21 protein-coding genes are annotated in these 22951 nt (G+C 60.5%); 15 read left to right on the forward strand and 6 right to left on the reverse strand.

Annotation, left to right across the window (positions count from 1 at the left end; translation table 11 throughout):
- Positions 1–1389 (reverse strand): cysteine--tRNA ligase, encoded by a 1389-nt coding sequence (gene cysS, locus QLG07_RS19505; RefSeq protein ID WP_282469982.1) that lies wholly within the window; start codon positions 1387–1389, stop codon positions 1–3.
- A 233-nt stretch (positions 1390–1622) separates the two neighbouring features.
- On the opposite strand from cysS, the gene ppiB reads away from it, so the two are divergent.
- The 4 genes from ppiB to purK all read left to right on the forward strand — a co-directional run bounded on the left by ppiB (position 1623) and on the right by purK (position 4557).
- On the forward strand, positions 1623–2117 hold the full coding sequence (gene ppiB / locus QLG07_RS19510) for a peptidylprolyl isomerase B (RefSeq protein ID WP_282469983.1): 495 nt from the start codon (positions 1623–1625) through the stop codon (positions 2115–2117).
- Positions 2117–2833, forward strand: a complete 717-nt coding sequence (gene lpxH, locus QLG07_RS19515) for a UDP-2,3-diacylglucosamine diphosphatase (protein ID WP_282469984.1) — start codon at positions 2117–2119, stop codon at positions 2831–2833. The genes ppiB and lpxH overlap by 1 nt, the downstream gene beginning before the upstream one ends.
- 150 nt (positions 2834–2983) lie before the next feature.
- Entirely contained in the window at positions 2984–3493 is a 510-nt protein-coding gene (gene purE / locus QLG07_RS19520; protein ID WP_048916860.1) for a 5-(carboxyamino)imidazole ribonucleotide mutase, read from the forward strand.
- Positions 3490–4557: a 5-(carboxyamino)imidazole ribonucleotide synthase gene (purK, locus tag QLG07_RS19525; protein ID WP_282469985.1), complete on the forward strand. Its 1068-nt coding sequence runs from the start codon at positions 3490–3492 to the stop codon at positions 4555–4557. The genes purE and purK overlap by 4 nt, the downstream gene beginning before the upstream one ends.
- A 46-nt stretch (positions 4558–4603) precedes the next feature.
- Here purK and ybbP read toward each other — a convergent pair whose 3' ends face one another.
- Positions 4604–7021 (reverse strand): putative ABC transporter permease subunit YbbP, encoded by a 2418-nt coding sequence (gene ybbP / locus QLG07_RS19530; RefSeq protein ID WP_282469986.1) that lies wholly within the window; start codon positions 7019–7021, stop codon positions 4604–4606.
- Positions 7018–7704, reverse strand: a complete 687-nt coding sequence (gene ybbA / locus QLG07_RS19535) for a putative ABC transporter ATP-binding protein YbbA (RefSeq protein ID WP_133624248.1) — start codon at positions 7702–7704, stop codon at positions 7018–7020. Before ybbA ends, ybbP begins: the two co-directional genes overlap by 4 nt.
- Here ybbA and tesA point away from each other — a divergent pair.
- From tesA to QLG07_RS19560, 5 genes are all read left to right on the forward strand, one after another.
- Positions 7675–8298, forward strand: coding sequence for a multifunctional acyl-CoA thioesterase I/protease I/lysophospholipase L1 (gene tesA / locus QLG07_RS19540; protein ID WP_048916881.1), 624 nt, complete (start codon positions 7675–7677; stop codon positions 8296–8298). The genes ybbA and tesA overlap by 30 nt on opposite strands.
- Positions 8299–8329: 31 nt before the next feature.
- Positions 8330–9103 carry an SDR family oxidoreductase gene (locus QLG07_RS19545; RefSeq protein ID WP_282469987.1) on the forward strand — a complete coding sequence of 258 codons (774 nt, stop codon included), beginning with the start codon at positions 8330–8332 and terminating at the stop codon, positions 9101–9103.
- 72 nt (positions 9104–9175) lie between these two features.
- Positions 9176–10033, forward strand: coding sequence for a co-chaperone YbbN (locus QLG07_RS19550; protein WP_048916865.1), 858 nt, complete (start codon positions 9176–9178; stop codon positions 10031–10033).
- A 215-nt stretch (positions 10034–10248) separates the two neighbouring features.
- Positions 10249–11163 (forward strand): SPFH domain-containing protein, encoded by a 915-nt coding sequence (locus QLG07_RS19555; protein WP_048916866.1) that lies wholly within the window; start codon positions 10249–10251, stop codon positions 11161–11163.
- Positions 11164–11165: 2 nt separating this feature from the next.
- Positions 11166–11618, forward strand: coding sequence for an NfeD family protein (locus QLG07_RS19560; protein WP_048916882.1), 453 nt, complete (start codon positions 11166–11168; stop codon positions 11616–11618).
- Here the strand turns inward: QLG07_RS19560 and cueR are convergent.
- Positions 11615–12025, reverse strand: a complete 411-nt coding sequence (gene cueR / locus QLG07_RS19565) for a Cu(I)-responsive transcriptional regulator (RefSeq protein ID WP_048916867.1) — start codon at positions 12023–12025, stop codon at positions 11615–11617. The two genes, QLG07_RS19560 and cueR, sit on opposite strands and share 4 nt — an antisense overlap.
- 96 nt (positions 12026–12121) lie before the next feature.
- Between cueR and copA the strand changes: the two genes are divergently transcribed.
- The 3 genes from copA (at position 12122) to ybaK (ending at position 16171) form a co-directional block, all read left to right on the forward strand.
- Complete coding sequence (gene copA, locus QLG07_RS19570; RefSeq protein ID WP_282469988.1) at positions 12122–14623, forward strand: copper-exporting P-type ATPase CopA; 2502 nt, start codon at positions 12122–12124, stop codon at positions 14621–14623.
- 87 nt (positions 14624–14710) lie between these two features.
- Positions 14711–15514 (forward strand): TraB/GumN family protein, encoded by an 804-nt coding sequence (locus tag QLG07_RS19575; protein WP_282469992.1) that lies wholly within the window; start codon positions 14711–14713, stop codon positions 15512–15514.
- A 177-nt stretch (positions 15515–15691) separates the two neighbouring features.
- On the forward strand, positions 15692–16171 hold the full coding sequence (gene ybaK, locus QLG07_RS19580) for a Cys-tRNA(Pro)/Cys-tRNA(Cys) deacylase YbaK (RefSeq protein ID WP_048916870.1): 480 nt from the start codon (positions 15692–15694) through the stop codon (positions 16169–16171).
- Here the strand turns inward: ybaK and QLG07_RS19585 are convergent.
- Positions 16168–17034: a LysR family transcriptional regulator gene (locus QLG07_RS19585; RefSeq protein WP_048916871.1), complete on the reverse strand. Its 867-nt coding sequence runs from the start codon at positions 17032–17034 to the stop codon at positions 16168–16170. The genes ybaK and QLG07_RS19585 overlap by 4 nt on opposite strands.
- Positions 17035–17175: 141 nt before the next feature.
- On the opposite strand from QLG07_RS19585, the gene QLG07_RS19590 reads away from it, so the two are divergent.
- Entirely contained in the window at positions 17176–17676 is a 501-nt protein-coding gene (locus tag QLG07_RS19590; RefSeq protein ID WP_133624253.1) for a multidrug/biocide efflux PACE transporter, read from the forward strand.
- On the opposite strand, the gene ushA is transcribed toward QLG07_RS19590, so the two are convergent.
- On the reverse strand, positions 17673–19427 hold the full coding sequence (ushA, locus tag QLG07_RS19595) for a bifunctional UDP-sugar hydrolase/5'-nucleotidase UshA (RefSeq protein ID WP_099754174.1): 1755 nt from the start codon (positions 19425–19427) through the stop codon (positions 17673–17675). The two genes, QLG07_RS19590 and ushA, sit on opposite strands and share 4 nt — an antisense overlap.
- Positions 19428–19603: 176 nt before the next feature.
- Here ushA and QLG07_RS19600 point away from each other — a divergent pair, with 176 nt between their 5' ends.
- Both QLG07_RS19600 and ybaL read left to right on the forward strand, forming a co-directional pair.
- The gene (locus tag QLG07_RS19600) at positions 19604–20803 is read left to right on the forward strand and encodes an MFS transporter (RefSeq protein ID WP_282469989.1); all 1200 of its coding nucleotides are present in this window, start codon (positions 19604–19606) and stop codon (positions 20801–20803) included.
- Positions 20804–21019: 216 nt separating this feature from the next.
- Complete coding sequence (gene ybaL, locus QLG07_RS19605) at positions 21020–22702, forward strand: YbaL family putative K(+) efflux transporter (protein ID WP_048916874.1); 1683 nt, start codon at positions 21020–21022, stop codon at positions 22700–22702.
- The last annotated feature ends 249 nt before the right edge of the window (positions 22703–22951 follow it).

Below are 22951 nucleotides of genomic sequence, written 5' to 3' on the forward strand. Positions count from 1 at the left end.
TTACTTACGGCGCCAGCTAGTGCCGCCCGCGCCGTCTTCCAGCACGATGCCCATCTCGTTGAGTTTGTCGCGCGCCACGTCGGCCTGCGCCCAGTCTTTCGCTTTACGCGCATCAATACGCATCTGGATCAGCGCTTCAATCTGCGCCACCTCTTCGTCATTGATATTGGCGCCATTTTGCAGGAACTGTTCCGGGTCCTGCTCCAGCAGGCCGAGCACGCCCGCCAGGACGCGCAGGCGCGCCGCCAGCCCGTTCGCGGCCGCTTTGTCGGTATCCTTCAGGCGGTTGACTTCACGCGCCAGGTCGAACAGCGCCGAGTAGGCTTCAGGGGTGTTGAAGTCGTCGTCCATCGCTTCGCGGAAGCGGGTTTCAAACTCTTCGCCACCGGCCACCTCAGCATGGGCGTCGGTGTTACGGATAGCGATATACAGGCGCTCCAGCGCGGAGCGTGCCTGATTGAGATTATCTTCGCCGTAGTTCAGCTGGCTGCGATAGTGGCCGGACATCAGGAAGTAGCGCACGGTCTCGGCGTCGTAGTGCTCCAGCACGTCGCGCACGGTAAAGAAGTTGTTCAGCGATTTCGACATCTTTTCGCGGTCCACCATCACCATGCCGGAGTGCATCCAGTAGTTCACATACGGGCCGTCGTGGGCGCAGGTGGACTGGGCAATCTCGTTTTCATGGTGCGGGAACATCAGGTCAGAGCCGCCGCCGTGGATATCAAAGTGCTCACCCAGCTGCTTGCAGTTCATCGCCGAGCACTCAATGTGCCAGCCAGGGCGGCCCATGCCCCATGGAGATCCCCAGCCTGGCTCATCAGCTTTCGACATCTTCCACAGTACGAAGTCCATCGGGTTACGCTTAACGTTCTCGGCCACTTCAACGCGAGCGCCGGCCTGCAGCTGCTCCAGATCCTGGCGCGACAGGGAGCCGTAGTTCGGGTCGCTGTCGACGGAGAACATCACGTCGCCGTTGCTGGCAACGTAGGCGTGTTCGCGGGCGATCAGCTTTTCTACCAGCTCGATGATCTCGCCGATATGGCGCGTGGCGCGTGGCTCCAGGTCCGGCGGCAGAATGTTCAGCGCGGCGAAGTCCTTGTGCATCTCGGCGATCATACGGTTGGTCAGCTGTTCGATGGTCTCACCGTTTTCGTGAGCGCGTTTGATGATCTTGTCATCTATATCGGTGATATTACGCACATAGTTCAGCTGATAACCGCTGTAGCGCAGGTAGCGGGCCACCACGTCGAACGCGGCAAAAGTTCTGCCGTGGCCGATGTGGCAGAGGTCGTAAACGGTAATGCCGCACACGTACATGCCAATCTTTCCGGCATGAATAGGTTTGAATTCCTCTTTTTGACGACTCAGGGTGTTGAAGATCTTTAGCATTGAGACATTCCGTTTAAGCGTGTGCGGGATTACGATAAAAAGTGAATCGAACATTCTGACGTATTTTTACCCCCAGCGCTATGTAAAGCAAGGGTATTGCCGCTTCCTTTATGCAGCGGGGCTGACGAGCCATCACTTTTTGTGATATAAGAGCCGTCTGTCGCACGGGGAAGACTTACGTCTCCGCCCCCGGCGCTCAATGTTAAATACTCCAACCCTGACAGGATGAGAAAATGGTTACTTTCCAGACTAATCATGGCGATATCGTCATCAAAACTTTCAACGATAAAGCACCGGCTACCGTTGCAAACTTCCTGGAATACTGCCGCGAAGGTTTCTACGACAACACCATCTTCCACCGCGTGATCAACGGCTTTATGATCCAGGGCGGCGGCTTTGAGCCGGGCATGAAGCAGAAAGAGACCAAAGCTGAGATCCAGAACGAAGCCAGCAACGGTCTGAAAAACACCAAAGGCACGCTGGCAATGGCGCGTACTCAGGCTCCTCACTCGGCTACCGCGCAGTTCTTTATTAACGTGGCAGACAACGACTTCCTGAACTTCCGTGACGAAAGCCTGCAGGGCTGGGGTTACTGCGTGTTTGCTGAAGTGGTTGAAGGTATGGACGTGGTTGAGAAAATCAAAGCCGTGTCTACCGGCCGCAGCGGCATGCACCAGGATGTGCCAAAAGACGACGTGATTATCCAGAAAGTCACCGTCAGCGAATAATGTCGCACACGCTGTTTATCGCAGATCTGCATCTGTGTACTGAAGAACCGGCAATCACTGCCGGTTTTCTGCATTTTTTACGCCGTGAAGCGCAGCACGCCGACGCGCTGTATATTCTCGGCGATCTGTTTGAAGCCTGGATCGGTGACGACGACCCGAACCCGCTGCACGCCGAAGTGGCGACCGCGCTGCGCCAGCTCAACATCCCCTGCTATTTTATCCACGGCAACCGCGATTTCCTGGTCGGGAAACGCTTCGCGCGCGCGGCGGGGATGACGCTGCTGCCGCAAGAGCAGGTGCTGGAGCTGTACGGCAGGCGCGTGCTGATTATGCACGGCGACACGCTGTGTACCGACGACGAGGGCTATCAGCGCTATCGCCAGAAGGTGCAACAGCGCTGGCTGCAACGCGTTTTCCTTGCCCTGCCGCTGTTCGTGCGCCAGCGCCTCGCGCGCAAGATGCGCAACGGCAGCAAGCAGGCCAACCGCAATAAAGATCTCGCGATTATGGATGTCAATCCGCAGGCGGTGGTTGACGCCATGAGCCGCCATCAGGTGCCCTGTCTGATCCACGGGCATACTCATCGCCCGGCCGTGCATGCGCTGAACATTAACGGTCTGCCCGCCGAACGCCTGGTGCTCGGCGCCTGGCACGAAGAGGGTTCGATGATCAAAGTCGGCCCTGATGAGATTGCGCTGATTTCCTTCCCGTTCTGAATCAAAATTTTGGCGCCATCCTGCGCCAGTTGACGCCACGCAACCGTTTTCCTCGCCGCGCAGTCGTGATATTCTCTCTGCCCTTCCCACCCCGCAGCCCGTATCCGTGCTGCTGCGGTGACGTTTTACAATCACAGGAGTCAGACCCGCATGTCATCCAACGCCGCCCCGGCCCGCATTGCTATTGTTATGGGTTCCAAAAGTGACTGGGCAACCATGCAGTTTGCAGCGGAAATCCTCACCAGCCTCGACGTTCCGTTCCACTGTGAAGTGGTGTCTGCGCACCGTACCCCGGACAAACTGTTCAGCTTTGCCGAACAGGCCGCCGATAACGGCTTCCAGGTGATTATTGCGGGTGCAGGCGGCGCGGCGCATCTGCCGGGCATGCTGGCTGCGAAAACCCTGGTGCCGGTGCTGGGCGTGCCGGTGCAGAGCGCGGCGCTGAGCGGGGTCGACAGCCTGTACTCTATCGTGCAGATGCCGCGCGGCATCCCGGTCGGTACGCTGGCGATTGGCAAAGCCGGTGCGGCGAACGCCGCCCTGCTGGCTGCGCAGATCCTTGCGCTGCACGATGCTGCGCTGGCGGGCCGCCTGGCGAACTGGCGCCAGACGCAGACCGATGACGTGCTGAACAACCCGGATCCGCAGGTGGAGGCATGAAGCCGGTCTGCGTATTAGGTAACGGCCAGCTGGGCCGCATGCTGCGCCAGGCCGGAGAGCCGCTGGGTATTGCGGTTTATCCGGTCGGGCTGGATGCCGAGCCGCAAGCGCTGCCGATTGCGCAGAGCGTGATCACCGCCGAGATTGAACGCTGGCCGGAAACCGCCCTGACGCGCGAGCTGGCAAGCCACAACGCGTTCGTTAACCGTGACATTTTCCCGCTGCTGGCGGACCGCTTAACCCAGAAGCAGCTGCTGGACCGCCTCGGTCTGGCGACGGCCCCCTGGCAACTGCTGTCCGCTGCCGACGAGTGGGCGCAGGTGTTCACCACCCTCGGCGAGTTGGCCATCGTTAAGCGGCGCACCGGGGGGTATGACGGCCGCGGCCAGTGGCGCCTGCGTGCGGATGAGACCGGGACGCTGCCCGCTGACTGCTACGGTGAATGCATTGTTGAGCAGGGGATTAACTTCTCCGGCGAGATGTCGCTGGTCGGTGCGCGCGGGCACGACGGTCACACCGTGTTCTACCCGCTGACGCACAACCTGCATCAGGACGGCATTCTGCGTACCAGCGTGGTGCTGCCGGACGTGAATGCAGAGCATCAGCAGCAGGCGGAGCGCATGCTGTCGGCGATCATGAATGAGCTGAACTACGTTGGCGTGATGGCGATGGAGTGCTTTGTGGTGCCGGAAGGTCTGCTGATCAACGAGCTGGCCCCGCGCGTGCACAACAGCGGCCACTGGACGCAGAACGGCGCGTCTATCAGCCAGTTTGAGCTACACCTGCGGGCGATTCTTGGCCTGGCGCTGCCCACGCCAGTGGTCAGCACCCCGGCGGTCATGGTGAACCTGATCGGCACTGACCTGAACCTCGACTGGCTGAACCAGCCGCTGGTGCATCTGCACTGGTATGAGAAAGAGGTGCGCGCCGGGCGCAAGGTTGGCCACCTTAATCTGGCGGACGTCAGTCCGGCGGCGTTAAGCGCAGCGCTGAATGCGCTGGTACCGATGCTGCCGCCGGAGTACGCCAGCGGCATTGCGTGGGCGGTGGAAAAACTCGGGTAATCATCCGTCTTAAGTAGGGGAGAGGCATGCCTCTCCCTTCCGTGCTTTATTCCGCGTAATACCCTCTGAACAAGGCCTTGCCCTTCAGCAGACGAATACCCAGCCAGCCGCCGCAGATCGACAGCAGCAGCGCACCGGTTAACGGCAGCGCCCCCCACAGCACGTAATCCGGCTGCCACGGGAAGTCGAATACCTTGCGCTGCAGCCCCCACAGCGCCGCTTCCGCACCGATGGCGGCCGCCACGCCGGAAACCAGACCGAGTAGCGCAAACTCGCACCACAGCGTGCCGCGCAGTAGCCTCTTGCTGGCACCGAGCGTGCGGTAGACCACCAGCTCCTGACGGCGCTGACGCATCCCGACCTGGATCTGCGCCAGCAGCAGCAGCACGCCACAGGCCGTCACCAGCACCACCATAATCTCCAGCGCCTGGCTAACCTGCGCCAGCACCTGCCCTATCTGACGCATAATGCTGCCGATATCCAGCAGGCTGAGCGTCGGGAACTGGCGGTTGAGCTGGGCCAGCAGCGCGCTGTTATTGTCCAGGCGGAAGCTGGTCAGCCAGGTCTGCGGCTGGCCGTCGAGCGCGCCCGGCGGGAAGATAAAGAAGAAGTTGGGCTTCAGGCTCTCCCAGTCGACTTTACGCATGCTGGTGATCCGGGCGCTGAACTCTTGCGTATCGCCGGTAAAAGTCAGCGTATCCCCAAGCTTCACCCCCAGCCGCCCGGCCAGCTCCTGCTCAATCGACACGTCACCGCGCTGCGGCGGCCAGCTGCCGGAGGTCAGCGGATTATGGTCCGGCAAATCTTTTAGCCAGGTGAGATTCAGCTCGCGATTCAGCGAATTATCCATTTCAGGATCGGCGGGCTGGTGGTTAATCCCGGTCAGGCGCACGCGGGCAATCGGGTAGAAGGTTTCCGGCTTCACCTGATGCTGTTCAAGGAAGGCCTGCACCTGCGGCACCTGCTGCCCGGTGATGTTCAGCAGGAAGTAGTTCGGGCTGCCCGGCGGCATCTGCTGCTGCCAGCGGTCCAGCAGATCGCCGCGCATCACCAGCAGCAGGGCCAGCAGCATAAACGACAGCGAGAACGCCGCCAGCTGGCTGAGGGTCGTCCACGGCTGGCGCAGCAGGCGGTTAACCGCCAGGCGGAAGGCCAGATTGCGCAGCGTCAGGCGGCGCAGCAGCAGCAGGCCCCCCCAGCCGATGGCACCCAGCAGCAGCGAGAGCAGCACAATGCCCGCCACCAGCGCCCACAGCAGCTTACTGCCGCCGACCAGCAGCGCCAGCAGGCCAATCACCACCAGCGCCATCAGCGGCAGGTAGATCTTCAGCGGCCAGATATCGGCGACCGCATCGCGCCGCAGCACGCGCAGCGGCTGGGTTGCCAGCAGCAGGCGATACGGGCGCAGGCCGACCAGCAGCGAAATCACAAACAGCGATCCCACCGCCCACAGCCACGGCCAGGCGCTGGCGGCAGGCAGTTCGCCGGGCAGCACCGGGCGCAGCATCTGTAGCAGCAGCGCTTCAAAGCCGAGGCCAATGGCGCTGCCGACGATCGCCGCCAGCAGCAGCACCGCCAGCCACTGGCCGACAATCAGCCGCCGCAGCGCCCCTCGATTGGCGCCCAGGGTTTTCAGCACCGCCACCAGATCGTAGCGGCTGCGGCAGTAGTGGCTCATGGCGACCGCCACGGCGGCGATGGCCAGCATCAGCGTCAGCAGCGCCGACAGCAGCAGGAACTGCTGGGCGCGCTGCATCGATTTACCCAGCGCATCCTCCGAGTTCTCCACGCTTATCCAGCGCTGTTCCGGGGTAATCCGCGACGCGATATAGCTGTCGTAGCGCGCCAGCTGCTGCGGAGTACCGGAGAATTTATAGCGCCAGGTGACGCGGCTGCCGGGCTGGATAGCACCGGTCTTCGCGACGTCGGCCAGGTTCATCAGCAGGCGGGGCGCGGTCTGGAACGGGTTAAAGCCGGCGTCCGGCTCCTGAATCACCTCGCCGGCAATGCGCAGCGTGGTATCGCCAACGTCGAGGTTATCCCCGGCTTTACGCTCGAGCAGCGCCAGCAGTCGCGGTGCGGCCAGCACCGTGCCCGCCGCCGGTTTTAACCCGGCTGGCGCAGTGCTCAGCTCACCAAACATCGGATAGAGATCGTCAACCGCCTTCACCGAGGCCAGCTGGGGCGTATCGCCCGCGAACGTCATGGTCATAAAGGTCAGCTGGCGCCCGACCTGTAAGCCGTCGGCACGCGCCTGCGACAGCCACTCCTCCGGCACTTCTTTGCCGCTGCGCAGCGTGCGGTCGCCGGCCATAAAGTCCCGGCTCTGCTGGCTCAGCCCTTTCTCCATGCGGTCGCTAAGCGAGCCGAGCGCCAGCACGCAGGCCACCGCCAGCGTCAGTGCCAGCCAGACAATCAGCAGCGAGGGCGACTTCCACTCGCGCCAGAACCAGCGCCAGATCATGCTTCCTCCCACAGCTTGCCGTCGCGCAGGCGCAGGCGGCGGTCGCAGCGGGCGGCCAGCTGTTCATCGTGGGTGACGAGGATCAGGGTGGTGGCGAAGTCGCGGTTCATGGAAAACAGCAGGTCGGCAATACGGTCGCCGGTTTTGCGGTCAAGGTTGCCAGTCGGCTCATCGGCAAACAGCAGCGCCGGGCGGCCGTTAAACGCGCGCGCCAGCGCCACGCGCTGCTGTTCCCCGCCGGAAAGCTGCGCGGGCAGGTGCGTCAGGCGCTCGCCTAACCCCAGCTGGGCCAGCAGCGCGGCGGCCTGTTCGCGGCTCTGGCGGTCGCTGTCGCCGCGCAGCAGGGCGGGTAGCTGGACGTTTTCCTGCGCGTTAAGGGTCGGCACCAGCATAAACGACTGGAACACGAAGCCGACGTTTTTCGCCCGCAGCGCCGCCCGCTGCTCTTCGTTCATCTTGTGCAGTGGCTGGCCGAGCATCAGCACTTCGCCTTCGCTGCCGTCGTCCAGCCCGGCCAGAATTCCGAGCAGCGTCGACTTGCCCGATCCCGACTCGCCGATCAGCGCGAGGGTTTCAGCCGGTTTGACAACCAGCTCAACTCCGGTAAGGATGGAAAGATGATGATCACCCTGACCGACGGACTTACTAAGACGATGAACTTCAAGAATGTTTTCCGCTGGCATTACCCTGTCCTGTTATTATTAGCCTTGATGACGCTGCGTGCGACGGCGGCAGATACGCTGCTGGTGCTGGGCGACAGTCTGAGTGCCGGTTACCGCATGTCCGCCACGGCCGCATGGCCTGCGTTACTCAATGATAAGTGGCAAAAGTCGCCGTTGATTGTTAACGGTAGCATAAGTGGCGATACCGCGACGCAGGGACTGGCACGTCTGCCGGCGCTGCTGAAACAGCATCAGCCGCGCTGGGTACTGATTGAGCTGGGGGGCAACGACGGTTTACGTGGTTTCCCGCCGCAGCAGGTAGAGCAGGATCTGAACCAGATCATTAGCCAGGTAAAGGCGGCAAACGCGCAGCCGCTGCTGATGCAGGTGATGCTGCCCGCCAACTACGGCAAACGCTATACGCAATCCTTCGCCGCCATCTATCCCAAAGTGGCAAAGCAGTATTCAATCCCGCTGGTGCCGTTTTTTATGGAGCAGGTCTACCTGAAGCCGGAGTGGATGCAGGATGACGGGATCCACCCAAATCCGGCGGCGCAGCCTTTTATTGCCGAACTGATGGCAAAAGAACTGGCCCCCCTAGTTAAGCATGAGTAACCCGGCGTTGGGCGCCATAGCAGGTAAAGAAATGCAAAAATCGATAGTGATTACCGGGAGTTCCAGCGGTATCGGTCTGGTATCCGCCAACGATCTGCTGCGGCGCGGCTACCATGTGATTGCCGCCTGCCGTAAACCGCAGGATGTAGAGCGCATGAACCAGCTGGGTTTCAGCGGCGTGCTGCTCGACCTCGACGATGCTGCCAGCGTTGAGCGGGCCGCCGCGCAGATCCTCACGCTGTGCGGGGGCGATCTCTATGGGCTGTTTAACAACGACGGCTTCGGGCTGTATGGCCCGCTGCAGTCGATCTCCCGCCAGCAGTTGGAGCAGCAGTTCGCCACCAATCTGTTTGGCACCCACCAGCTCACCACCCTGCTGCTGCCGGCTTTGATCAACGGCGGCAGCGGGCGCATTATTAATACCAGCTCGGTGATGGGATTGATCTCTACGCCGAAGCGCGGGGCTTACGCCGCCAGTAAGTATGCGCTGGAAGCCTGGTCCGATGCGTTACGCATGGAGCTGCACGGCAGCGGCGTGCGCGTCAGCCTGATCGAACCTGGCCCGATCCACACCCGCTTCACCGATAATGTCCATCAGTCGCAGCAGGACCAGCCGGTGAAGAACCCCGGCATTGCCGCGCGGTTCACGCTGCCGCCGGAGGCGATTCTGCCCAAGCTGCGGCACGCGCTGGAGAGCCGCCACCCGCGCCTGCGCTATCCTGTGACGCTGGTCGCACACGCGCTCAGCGCGTTACGCCGTTTACTGCCGGGCTGGATGATGGATCGGTTATTACGCCAGAATTAGCCTGCGGCCCTTGAAGCTGCGGCCTCTGCCCCCATACAGTTAGCAACATCAGTCATTAAAGAGATGAAATTCATGTCACCACAAGCCGCGATCGTCGAGATTAACGAAACCAACCTGCACCAGACGCTGGAACAGTCGATGCAGATCCCCGTTCTGTTCTACTTCTGGTCCGGCCGCAGCCAGCACTGTGAGCAGCTGACGCCGCTGCTTGACCGCCTGGCCCAGGAGTACGCCGGACAGTTCATTCTGGCGCGCCTGGATTGTGACGCCGAGCCGGCCGTAGCGCAGCAGTTTGGCCTGCGCTCGATTCCGACCGTGTACCTGTTCCAGAACGGCCAGCCGGTTGACGGCTTCCAGGGTCCGCAGCCGGAAGAAGCGGTGCGCGCCCTGCTGGAAAAAGTGCTGCCAAAAAAAGAGCAGCTGTTAGCGCAGCAGGCGATGCAGCTGATGGACGAAGGCAAGCTGATTGATGCGCTGCCGCTGCTGAAGGATGCATGGGCGCTGAGCAATCAGAATAGCGAGATCGGCTTCCTGCTGGCGGAAGTGCTGATTGGCCTCAACCGCAGTGAAGAAGCTGAAGCGGTGCTGAAAGTGGTGCCGCTGCAGGACCAGGATACCCGCTATCAGGGGCTGGTGGCGCAGATTGACCTGCTGAAGCAGGCGGCGGATACGCCGGAAATTCAGCAGCTGCAGCAGCAGATTGAAGCCGAGCCGGATAATGTCGAGCTGGCCACCCAGCTGGCGCTGCAGTTCCACCAGGTCGGGCGCAATGAAGAGGCGCTGGAGCTGCTGTTCAGCCATCTGAAGAAAGATCTCGGCGCGGCCGATGGGCAGGCGCGTAAGATGCTGCAGGAGATCCTCGCCGCGCTGGGGACCGGCGATGCGCTGGCCGCGAAATACCGCCGTCAGCTCTATTCTCTGCTGTACTAAGAGCGGGACGACCGAAAAAGAGGGTCGTCCCCTACAAATGATTCACGCACCGGACGACCGAAAAACAGGGTCGTCCCCCACCGTTGCGCAAAGCATGACCCCGTAGGGGTTGACCCTCTTTTCCGGTCAACCCTCCACGGTTGGCACAGGTGCCAGACAGGGGCGGCAGGTAACGCCATCAGCCCCTACAATAATAACAATCCGGAGGTTATTTTATGTTTACTGTGATTCCCGTCATTATCGTTCTGGCACTGATCCTTGTCTGGTCCGGGATAAAAATTGTTCCGCAGGGCTACCAGTGGACCGTGGAACGTTTCGGTCGCTACACCAATACGCTGCAGCCTGGCCTGAACCTGGTGGTCCCGTTTATGGATCGCGTAGGTCGTAAAATCAATATGATGGAACAGGTGCTGGATATCCCCTCACAGGAGATCATCTCCAAAGATAACGCCAGCGTCACCATCGATGCCGTGTGCTTTATCCAGGTGGTCGACCCGGCGCGCGCCGCCTATGAGGTCAGCAACCTTGAGCTGGCGATCATCAACCTCACCATGACCAACATGCGTACTGTGCTTGGCTCGATGGAGCTGGATGAGATGCTGTCGCAGCGCGATAACATCAATACCCGCCTGCTGCATATTGTCGATGAAGCCACCAACCCGTGGGGCATCAAAATTACCCGTATTGAGATCCGCGACGTGCGCCCGCCTGCCGAACTGATTGCGTCGATGAACGCGCAGATGAAGGCCGAGCGTACCAAGCGCGCCGATATCCTCGAAGCGGAAGGGGTTCGTCAGGCGGCAATCCTGCGCGCCGAAGGCGAGAAGCAGTCGCAGATCCTGAAAGCGGAAGGCGAGCGTCAGTCGGCATTCCTCGCGGCCGAAGCGCGTGAACGCGGGGCAGAAGCGGAAGCGCAGGCCACCAAAATGGTGTCCGAGGCGATTGCCGCCGGGGATATTCAGGCGATTAACTACTTCGTGGCGCAGAAATATACCGACGCGCTGCAAAATATCGGCTCCTCCAGCAACAGCAAAGTGGTGATGATGCCGCTGGATGCCAGCAGCCTGATGGGCTCAATCGCCGGGATCGGTGAACTGCTGGGCGAAAGCAAAGCGGAGCGTAAACGTTGATGCTGCTGGATGAGCTGTTAGCCAATCCGTGGTGGCTGTGGCTGACGCTGGGCGGCCTGCTGCTGGCCGCCGAGATGCTCGGCGCCAGCGGCTATCTGTTGTGGAGCGGCGTGGCGGCGGTGCTGGTCAGCCTGCTGGTGTGGCTGGTGCCGATGCCGTGGGCATGGCAGGGGCTGAGCTTCGCCGTGCTGACCATTCTTGCCGCGCTGTGGTGGTACAGCTGGCTGAAAGGCCGCGATCGCCACCAGCCCCCCTCCACCTTGAACCAGCGCGGGCAGCAGATGGTTGGCCGTCAGCTGACGCTGGATGCGCCGCTGGTCAACGGCTTCGGCCATGTGCGTATTGGGGACGGTAACTGGCGCGTGCAGGCGGAGGAAGATTTGCCTGCGGGAAGCGACATTGTGGTGGTGGCGGTGGAAGGGATCACGCTGCGCGTCGTGCGCCGCGCTGGCTAACTGCGTTGCGCGCTGTGGCAGCAGCCCGCCAGATGATCGATGATTGGGCAGTCGGCCCCGTCATCACCGGGGCAGCTGGCTGCCAGGTCTAACAGCTTCTGGCGCATCAGCTGCAGCTCGGTGATATGCGCTTCAATCTCCGCCACTTTGCTCAGCGTGCGCGCTTTGACATCGGCGCTGTGGCGCTGCGGGTTGTTGAACAGGCTGACCATTTCACGGCACTCATCCAGAGTAAACCCCACCTGGCGGGCCTGGCGCAGCAGGGTCAGCTCCTCCAGCTGTTTGGCACTGTAGCTGCGATAGCCGTTTTCCGTCCGCAGCGGCGGCGTCACCAGCCCTTTCTCCTCGTAGAAACGAATCGCTTTACTGGTTAAGCCGGTTTTTTTTGCCACGTCGCTAATGTTCATTATCGCCCCCTTGACCTTCCCCTTGATGGAAGGTTTAACCTCCATAACTAATGCAAAAACAGTCCCGGGTCAAACCGGATTAACAGGAGAGATGATATGTCGCAAATAACCTTACTGGCTCTCGACGGTCTGACCTGCGGCCACTGCGTGAAGCGGGTGAAAGAGACGCTGGAAAAACGCCCGGATGTTGAACTGGCGCAAGTCAGCATTGATGCCGCGCGCATTTCCGGCGACGCCAGTGCCGATCAGCTGATCGCCACGATTGAGCAGGCGGGCTACCATGCCCGCGTGGCGCAGGACGGTTCGCACCCAAAGGCTGATCCGCTGACAGACTCAGAAACTCAGCCGGAAGCGCTGACAGCGGATAATGCCACGCTTCCGGCAGAGAGTTTTCACCTGCTGATTGACGGCATGAGCTGCGCCAGCTGCGTCAGCCGCGTGCAGCATGCGCTGCAGGAGGTGGACGGCGTTAGCCAGGCGCGGGTGAACCTGGCCGAGCGCAGCGCGCTGGTGCTGGGTTCGGCGCAGCCGCAGTCTCTGATTGACGCGGTGACGCGTGCCGGCTATGGCGCAGAAATCATCGAAGATGACGTTAAGCGGCGGGAAAAGCAGCAGCAGAGCGCGCAGGCCGCAGTGCAGCGTTTTCGCTGGCAGGCGGCGCTGGCGCTGGCGCTCGGTATTCCGCTGATGCTGTGGGGCATGGTCGGCGACAATATGATGTTGAGCGCCACCAACCGCAGCGGCTGGCTGATGGTTGGCGTAGTGACGTTGCTGGTGATGGCGATTGCCGGTGGGCACTTCTACCGCAGCGCGTGGAAAAGCCTGCGCAACCGTACGGTAACGATGGATACCCTGGTGGCGCTCGGCACCGCGGCGGCCTGGCTTTACTCCATGGCGGTCAACCTGTGGCCCGACCTGTTCCCAATGGCCGCCCGCCACCTCTACTATGAAGCCAGCGCGATGATCATCGGCCTGATTAACCTTGGGCATATGCTGGAGCAGCGCGCGCGCCAGCGCTCGTCGCAGGCGCTGGAAAAGCTGCTTGACCTGACGCCACCGACGGCGCGCGTGGTCACTGACCGGGGCGAGCAGACCCTGGCGCTCAGCGCAGTGACGCTGGGGATGACGCTGCGGGTCAACACCGGCGATCGCGTGCCGGTTGACGGCACGATTATCCAGGGCGAAGCCTGGCTGGACGAGGCCATGCTGACCGGGGAAGCGGTTCCGCAGCAGAAATCCGCAGGCGATACGCTGCATGCCGGAACGGTAATGCAGGATGGCAGCGTGCTGCTGCGGGCCGATGCGATTGGCAAAAATACCACCCTGTCGCGCATTATCCAGCTGGTGCGCCAGGCGCAGAGCAGCAAGCCGGCGATCGGCCAGCTGGCGGATAAGATCTCGGCGATCTTTGTTCCCACCGTGGTGGTGATTGCGCTGCTGAGCGCCGCCGTCTGGTATCTGTTCGGCCCCGCCCCGCAAATCGTTTACACGCTGGTGATCGCCACCACCGTACTGATCATCGCCTGCCCCTGTGCGCTCGGTCTGGCCACGCCAATGTCGATTATTGCCGGCGTCGGGCGCGCCGCCGAGTTTGGCGTGCTGGTGCGCGATGCCGATGCACTGCAACGGGCCAGCACCCTCAGCACGCTGGTGTTCGATAAAACCGGCACCCTGACCGAGGGCAAGCCGCGCGTGGTCGCGATTCAGTTGTTTAACGGGGCCGATGAGCCGTCGGTATTACGCCAGGCTGCCGCGCTGGAGCAGGGTTCCGGCCATCCGCTGGCGCAGGCAATCGTCGCGCGTGCGGGCCTTAGCTCCCTGCCGGACATTGCGCAATTTCGTACAATACCGGGCCAGGGCGTCAGCGGCATACTCGACGGCATTCCGCTGCTGTTGGGTAACCCCGCGCTGATGGCGCAACAGCAGATTGCCACCGATAGCGTGCAGCAGCAGATGGATAAGCTGGCAGAGACGGGGGCTACTCCGGTGCTGCTGGCCGCCGACGGCCACCTTGTCGCCCTGTTTGCCATCCGCGATCCGCTGCGCCAGGAGAGCGTCGGCGCGCTGCAGCGCCTGCACCAGCGCGGTTATCAGCTGGTGATGCTGACCGGGGATAACCCAATCACCGCCTCTGCCATTGCGCGCGAAGCCGGGATCGACAGGGTGATTGCGGGCGTATTACCGGCGGGTAAAGCCGCAGCGATCGCCCACCTGCAGCAGCAGGGCCAGCAGGTGGCGATGATTGGCGACGGCATCAATGATGCCCCGGCGCTGGCGCAGGCCGATGTCGGCATTGCCATGGGCGGCGGCAGTGATGTGGCGATTGAAACGGCGGCGATTTCCCTGATGCGCCAGGATCTGAATGCGGTGGTCGATGCGTTATCCATCGCCAAAGCGACCCTGCGTAATATGAAACAGAATCTCCTTGGGGCGTTTATCTATAACGCGGCGGGGATCCCGATCGCGGCCGGGGTGCTCTACCCGCTGACCGGCACGCTGCTCAGCCCGGTGGTGGCTGGCGCAGCAATGGCGCTCTCTTCGATTACCGTGGTCAGCAACGCCAACCGCCTGATCCGCTATCGTCCGCCGCAGCACTGAATCCTCGCGGCTGCGCTTCGTTTTGCCCTGTCCGTCAGCGAGTTATCGCGTTAGCATGGTGGCACTAAACGGATGAGGCGGGAAATGATGAGGAATCTTGTGCAGGTACTGCGGGCGCTACGCGACAGGTTCTGGCCGGTGAACTACAGCTATCCGGCGCTGGACGTCACGCTGGGCGATTGCCGGCTGCATCTGGTCGGCAGTATTCATATGGGCACGCGCAATATGCTGCCGCTGCCTGCCGTGCTGATGGCGCGTTTACGCCAGGCCGACGCATTGATAGTGGAGGCCGATATTACCGCCGGTGGCTCGCCGTTCAGCGACAGCGCAGTCTGCCCACCGCTGGCAGAGCGCCTCAGCGCTGTGCAGCTCAGCACCCTGCAACAGCGGGCGGCAGAGCTGGGGATCTCCCCGGAGCGCATCGACACGCTGCCCGCCTGGCAGGTGGCGCTGATGCTGCAGGCGCAGCAGGCTCAGCGCCTTGGGCTGCACGCCGACTGCGGCATCGACTATCAGCTGCTGCAGGCCGCGCGCGGGCTGGAAAAAAAGGTGATTGAGCTGGAGGGGCCGGAAACCCAGCTGGCGCTGCTGAACTCCCTGCCGGACAACGGACTGCCGCTGCTGGAGGACACGCTGGAGCACTGGCACACCAACGCCCGCCTGCTGCAAACTATGGTCAGCTGGTGGCTGGAAGCGCCGCCGGGCAGCCTCGGCAAGCTGGAGCTGCCGAACACCTTCAGCAGCAGTCTGAACGACCTGCTGATGCATCAGCGCAATCAGCAGTGGAGCCAGCTGCTGCGCCAGCTCCCGCCGGGACGTTACGTGGTGGCGGTCGGCGCACTGCACCTTTACGGCGAAGGCAACCTGCCCGGCCTGCTGAAAAAAGCATAAAAAAAAGGCCGATGTTGAAATCGGCCCGTCAATAACAACATTTTTATGATTTTTGTTATCGTCTCAGCCCTCGGGCTGACGCGGGCCAGATTGTCGCTCAAAGCGCAAAATTTCGCCAGTTTTTTATTCATCAGAGGTTCACTCTTTTATTATATCGCGCAAAGAAGGTGAGTGATTATGACACCCGCAGTAAAACTGCTTGAAAAACAAAAGGTCACATTTACGCTGCACCCTTACGAGCACGACAGCAGCGAAACGCATTTTGGCGATGAGGCGGTGCGCAAGCTCAATCTCAATGCGGATCAGGTGTATAAAACGCTGCTGATCGCACTAAATGGTGACAATAAGACGCTGGCCGTGGCGGTCACCCCGGTTGCCGGACAGCTGGATCTGAAAAAGGTGGCGAAAGCGCTGGGGGCGAAAAAGGTCGAAATGGCCGATCCGCAGTTTGCGCAGCGCAGCAGCGGTTATCTGCTGGGCGGCATCAGCCCGCTGGGGCAGAAAAAACGCCTGCCGACGGTTATCGACCAGCTGGCGCAGCAGTTTGCCACCATTTATGTCTCCGGCGGTCGCCGCGGGCTGGATATCGAGCTAGCCCCGCAGGATCTGGCGCAGCTGCTCGACGCCCGCTTCGCCGATATCGCCAAACGCGATTAGTCCGATCGCTGGGCAATCAGCTGATCGATCATCCAGCGCCCTGCCGGCCCCGGCGGCGCCCGGCGTGACCAGACGGCATCCACCTGAATATTCTGCGGCCAGCCCGCCACCGGCAGCTCGCGCAGCAGCTGATGACCAAACTGTTCGGTGAGCCAGCGCGGCAAAATACTCCAGCCAAAGCCCTGCTCGGCCATCTCCAGCAGCAGCAGATACGACGGTGCCAGCCACACTTTTCCGGCCGGTGCGGGCTGCTGCTCCACCCAGGTATTGAGCCGCAGCTGGCGCAGCTGTTTTAACTCCGCTTCACTGACCTGCGCCTGCTGCGCCAGCGGATGATCCTGATGCAGATAGATCGCCATCTGCGCTTCAACCTGCAAGCGCTGCACGCAGATATCCACCGGGTAGTGCTGCTGGACCCGCACCACGCCAATGTGCGCACGGCCATTTTGCAGCAGATCGATAACGTCGGCATCCTCGGCAATCATGCATTCAAACTCAATGTCCGGGTAACGCGCAGAGAGGCGCTGCAGCAGCGATTCATGATAATCCGCCTGCCAGAAATCGGAGATCGCCAGCCGCAGACAGGGTTCCACCTCCCCCGCCAGGCGCATTGCCAGCTCATCCAGCTGTGATGACGCCGCGAGGATCTCTTTTACCTGCGCCAGCGCCCGTTGGCCGTTTTCGGTCAGCACCGGGGTGCGCGCCTCGCGGTTAAACAGCGTGAAGCCAAGATCGCTTTCCAGATTGGCCACCGCCGTGCTGACGGTGGACTGGCTTTTGCGCAGCGCACGCGCCGCCGCCGAGAACGAACCGCTTTCTACAGTCTGAACGAAGGCTTCAAGAGATTCCGGGGAGTAGCGCATAGATATATCGCTTTTATCGATGGATAGTCATTTTATCTTAGCAAAAAAACGGCGGATAATGACCAACATATTCGGGCCAGGCATGCCAGGCCCCTACGGCAATTTACTAGCCCTGTACTACTGAAAATAATGGAGTTCACTATGTCTGGTCGTTCCCTGAAAGAACGGTTCTTTCACGCCGCAGGTTTTGAGGTTCTGGCGATTGCGATTGTTTCGCCGCTGGCCGCGTGGGTGATGGATAAACCGTTATTCCAGATGGGCGCGCTGGCAATTATGTTGTCAACGGTAGCAATGGTCTGGAACATGATTTATAACGCCGGTTTTGACCGCTTGTGGCCGCGTAATAAGGTTAAGCGAGGAGTGGGATTACGCGTGCTGCACGCGCTGGGCTTCGAGGGTGGATTTATTCTTATCGGCCTGCCGATTGCAGCCTGGATGCTGGGCATTTCGCTGTGGCAGGCATTCCTGATTGAAGTGGCGTTTTTCCTGTTCTTCCTGCCTTACACCATGTTGTATAACTGGCTGTACGATAAAGTGCGCGAACGGATTTGTCGGGGCGGCCCCGCTGTTTCGGTCCGCCCGCAGGCTGACGTTTGGGTCGACCCAAAAAGCGGCCGACCCCTGGAGAAAAAAATCCGTTAACGCATGACAGTATCGATTTTCGCCTGGCGCCATTTCTTCGGCGCCAGCGGCTTCTCATCCTCTACCGGCTTTGCACTCTCGGCCGGTTGTTCTCCGCCCTTTTGATAGACAATTTCTCCGGCAGGCTGGTATTTCGCCACGTCGAGCGGTGAGTGGCTCTCAATGTACTGTTTCAGCACTTCCGCATCGACAAAGCCGGTATTCACGTAGCCCGGCAGCTTATCAATCACCGGGTAACCGTCACCGCCTGTGGCGTTAAAGCTTAGCGTCGCCATGCGGTAGGTTTTCTCTGCATCCAGCGGCTGACCATTGATCTTCACCGCGCTGACGCCCGTACCGTCGGCCACCAGGCTGACGCGGGCAAACTGAGCGTAAGCCCCGGAATCCACCTGCTTATTGGCCACCACCGCCAGATATTTTTCCACCTCGCTGCCTTTCATATCGACATACACCAGCGTGTTGCCAAACGGCTGCACCTTGAGTACGTCTTTATAGGTTATTGCGCCCTCTTCAATCGAATCACGCACGCCGCCACCGCTCATCACCGCGAAATCGGCTTTGGTGCGGTCGATCTGCCCTTCAAGGATCAGGCGTGCCATGTTGGTCTGTACAAAGCGTACCTTGCTGCGATCCCCCTCCAGATGGCCATTGACGCTGCCGATTTTTACGCCGAGCTGCGCTTCGCCTTTTTTCTGGAACGGCGTCAGCAGTTTCTGCATCGCGCTGTTTTTGACAATTTCAGGCGTGTAGTTCACCCAGCTGCTGCTGCCGTCAGCGTTGGTAATCTTATGTTTCAGGTTGATCGGCACCAGTTCGTAGTGCTCCAGCGTCAGCTTGCCGTTCAGGAAGGTAAAGTCGGCGCGGCCAATATATTTGCCCCACTCGTGCGCCTGCACAATCCAGGTGCCGTTCTGGCGGTCCGGCGTACAGGGGGTGCCCGGTACATAGTCGGCCTGCTTCACATTCTCTTTCGCCATGCACACCGGGTCCTGCGAGTGGCCGCCGACGATCATATCGAGATAACCGGCAGGCAGCTCGCGCGCCATCTCCACATCGCCCGGGGCGTTGGAACCGTGCTGGCCGTTGTCGTAGTGCCCCATATGGGTGGCAGCAATAATCACGTCAGGCTTCTCTGTTGCACGCAGCTCTTCCACCACCGCTTTCGCTTCGGTGGCCGGTTTATGGAACAGAATGTCGGTAAAGTTCTCCGGGTTGCCGATCTTCGCCGTGTCATCGGTGGTCAGGCCGATCACCGCAATCTTCAGGCCCATGCGGTTGAACAGTGCATAGGGCTGGAACAGGCGCTTGCCGGTGCTTTTCTGATAAATATTGGCGGAAAGCAGCGGGAACTTGGCCCATTTTTGCTGCTGGCGCAGGACGGAAAGCGGGTTATCAAACTCGTGATTGCCAATCGCCATGGCGTCGTAGCCAATCAGGTTCATGCCGCGAAAATCCGGTTCGGCATCCTGCAGGTCCGATTCCGGTACGCCGGTATTGATATCGCCGCCGGAGAGGATCAACGTCGCGCCGCCGTGCGCCTGCACTTCATAGCGGATCTGGTCCATCATGGTTTTTTGCGCCGCCAGACCATACTCATCATGCTCGTTTGGCCAGAAGCGCCCATGGTGATCGTTGGTGTGCAGGACGGTAAATTTATAGGTGCGATCTTTCACCCACGCCTGCGCCATCAGGGGGGTGGATAACAGCGCTACCGTCAGCACGCTGATTAAACTTTTTTTCAGTACTGGCACTCTGCCTCTCCTTGTTGAACAACTGCATTAGGTAACAAAGTTTTAATTTTTTGTGACTTCCGGCTGATTATGCAGCAGGATGAGGTCTGAAGGGTAATCTCTCCGTCTTATATTGCAGGCAGGGGCACACCCTTGAACTTCTCTAATAAAAACAAATTTCGATGACAGGTTAATTTATGGCAAGTAATGACACCCTCGCTTCAGCGAATCTGCCGGTGAAGCGTACCGCTTTTGGCATTCTCGGCGCGATCAGCGTTGCCCATCTGCTAAACGATATGATCCAGTCGCTGATCCTGGCGATTTACCCGCTGCTGCAGAGTGACTTCTCGCTGAGCTTTGTGCAAATCGGCATGATCACCCTGACCTATCAGGTGACCGCCTCGCTGCTGCAGCCGCTGATTGGCTATTATACCGATAAACACCCGCAGCCGTGGTCGCTACCGATTGGCATGGGCTTTACCTTGTCCGGGCTGGTGCTACTGGCGATGGCGAATAACTTCCCCATGGTACTGGTCGCGGCGGCGCTGGTGGGTACTGGCTCGTCGGTGTTTCATCCCGAGTCGTCACGCGTGGCGCGCATGGCATCCGGCGGCCGTCACGGCCTGGCGCAGTCGCTGTTCCAGGTGGGCGGCAATCTGGGTAGCTCACTCGGCCCGCTGCTGGCCGCGCTGATCATTGCCCCTTACGGGCGCGGCAACGTCGCATGGTTCTCGCTGGCCGCGCTGCTGGCGATTGTGGTGCTGTTGCAGATCGGCCGCTGGTATCAGACTCAGCATCGCGCCAGTAAAAGCCATGCGCAGAGTGCCATTAGCCCGCTGCCCCGCCGTCAGGTGGCGTTGGCCATTTCGATTCTGCTGGTGCTGATTTTCTCCAAATACTTCTATCTCACCAGCCTGAGCAGCTATTACACCTTCTATCTGATGCACAAGTTTGGCCTGACGGTGCAGAGCGCGCAGCTGCACCTGTTCGCGTTTCTGTTCGCCGTGGCGGCCGGGACGGTGATTGGCGGGCCGATCGGCGACCGTATTGGCCGCAAGCGCGTGATCTGGGTGTCCATTCTCGGCGTGGCGCCGTTTACGCTGCTGCTGCCGCACGCCAACCTGTGGTGGACCGGCGCGCTGTCGGTGGTGATTGGCTTTATTCTCGCCTCAGCCTTTTCCGCCATTCTGGTGTATGCCCAGGAGCTGATGCCAGGGCGTATCGGCATGGTTTCCGGTCTGTTTTTCGGTTTTGCCTTCGGCATGGGCGGGCTGGGCGCGGCGATACTGGGCCTGGTGGCTGACCACAGCAGCATTGATGTGGTCTATCAAATCTGTGCTTATCTGCCGCTTCTTGGCATCCTGACTGCTTTCCTGCCTGATAACCGCCGTAAATAGTCCCAGCCCGGTGCGATAACTGTATTTCGCGCCGGGTTACTCTCCTGAAAAGCCTGCTCCGCACACTGATAAGTGGGATAAATCGCACTTTCTGGCGACTTCATCTCAATGATTCAGATTTTTTGCCGTTATTACCAATTATGACAAGCGCCCCGTCAGAATTTGCCATACACTAAAAACTTACAATCGGACACATTTCCATTCAAAGGAGAGGATATGCACCACACCACACCGCTTATCACCACGATTGTCGGAGGCTTAGTCCTCGCGTTCCTCTTCGGTATGCTGGCGAACCGCCTGCGCATCTCTCCTCTGGTCGGTTATCTGCTGGCTGGCGTGCTGGCCGGGCCATTTACCCCGGGTTTTGTCGCCGATACCAACCTGGCGCCAGAGCTGGCCGAGCTGGGCGTGATCCTGTTGATGTTTGGCGTTGGTCTGCACTTCTCGATGAAAGATTTGATGGCGGTAAAGTCGATAGCCATCCCGGGGGCGATTGCGCAGATCGCCGCCGCCACGCTGCTCGGAATGGGGCTGTCGTGGGCGCTGGGATGGCCAATGATGACCGGGCTGGTGTTTGGACTCTGCCTTTCCACCGCCAGCACCGTGGTGTTGCTGCGCGCGCTGGAAGAACGACAGCTGATTGACAGCCAGCGCGGACAGATTGCGATTGGCTGGCTGATTGTGGAAGACCTGGTGATGGTGCTGGCGCTGGTGCTGCTGCCTGCGGTGGCCGGGCTGTTTGAAGAGGGCAAAGCCAGCGTCGGCATGGTGCTGTTCGACCTGCTGATCACTATTGGTAAGGTGGTGGCGTTTATGGTGCTGATGATGGTGGTGGGCCGGCGCGTGGTGCCGTGGATCCTCGCCCGCAGTGCCGCCACCGGCTCGCGCGAGCTGTTTACCCTGGCGGTGCTGGCGCTGGCGCTGGGTATCGCCTTTGGCGCGGTAGAATTCTTTGATGTCTCCTTCGCGCTCGGTGCCTTCTTCGCTGGCATGGTGCTGAATGAATCGGAGCTGAGCCATCGGGCGGCGCACGATACGCTGCCGCTGCGCGATGCGTTTGCGGTGCTGTTCTTTGTCTCGGTCGGGATGCTGTTCGACCCGATGATCCTGATCCAGCAGCCGCTGGCGGTGCTCGGCGCACTGGCGATTATCGTACTGGGCAAATCGCTGGTGGCGCTGCTGCTGGTCAGCATGTTTGGTCACTCAAAGCGAACCGCGCTGACCATCTCCGTCAGCCTCGCACAGATTGGTGAGTTCGCCTTTATTCTCGCCGGGCTGGGGATCTCCCTGAATCTGCTGCCGGACAGCGGGCGCAACCTGGTGCTGGCGGGGGCTATCCTGTCGATTATGCTCAATCCGATTCTGTTTGCTCTGCTGGAGAAGTATCTGCAAAAAACCGAAAGCATCGAACAGCTGACGATGGAAGAGGCCGTAGAGGAAGAGAAGCAGATCCCGGTGGATTTGTGCAACCACGCGGTGATTGTCGGCTTTGGCCGCGTTGGCAGCCTGCTGGGTAGCCGCCTGATGGCAGCCGGCGTGCCGATTGTGGTGGTGGAGAACAGCCGCCCGCGCGTGGAAGCCTTACGCGAGCAGGGCATCAAAGCGGTGCTGGGTAACGCGGCGCGCATCGATACCATGGAGCTGGCGCGTCTCGACTGCGCACGCTGGCTGCTGCTGACTATTCCGAATGGCTATGAAGCGGGGGAGATTGTGACGGCTGCGCGTGAGAAGCGCCCGAACATTGAGATTATCGCCCGTGCGCACTATGACGATGAAGTGGATTACATTATGGAGCGCGGTGCGGATCGCGTGGTGATGGGCGAACGTGAGATCGCCAATAGCATGTTGAATTTACTGCTGCTAAACACGGAAGAAGCCCCCCAGGAGTGCCCGATTTAACCCGCCGGGATCTTATGGAACGACCGTTTACCCATTTCACCATTGCGGGCTGACCGAAAAAGAGGGTCAGCCCCTACCACGCCGGGAGCAGTTGTAACCCGTAGGGGTCGACCATTTTTTCCGGTCGACCCGAGATAATGACACCGCTGCGGGCTGACCGAAAAAGAGGGTCAGCCCCTACCAGGCCGGGAGCGGTTGTAACCCGTAGGGGTCGACCATTTTTTCCGGTCGACCCGAGATAATGACACC

Origin of the sequence: Erwinia sp. V90_4 (genome assembly GCF_029967685.1) — a bacterium.
Lineage (GTDB): Bacteria > Pseudomonadota > Gammaproteobacteria > Enterobacterales > Enterobacteriaceae > Erwinia > Erwinia aphidicola.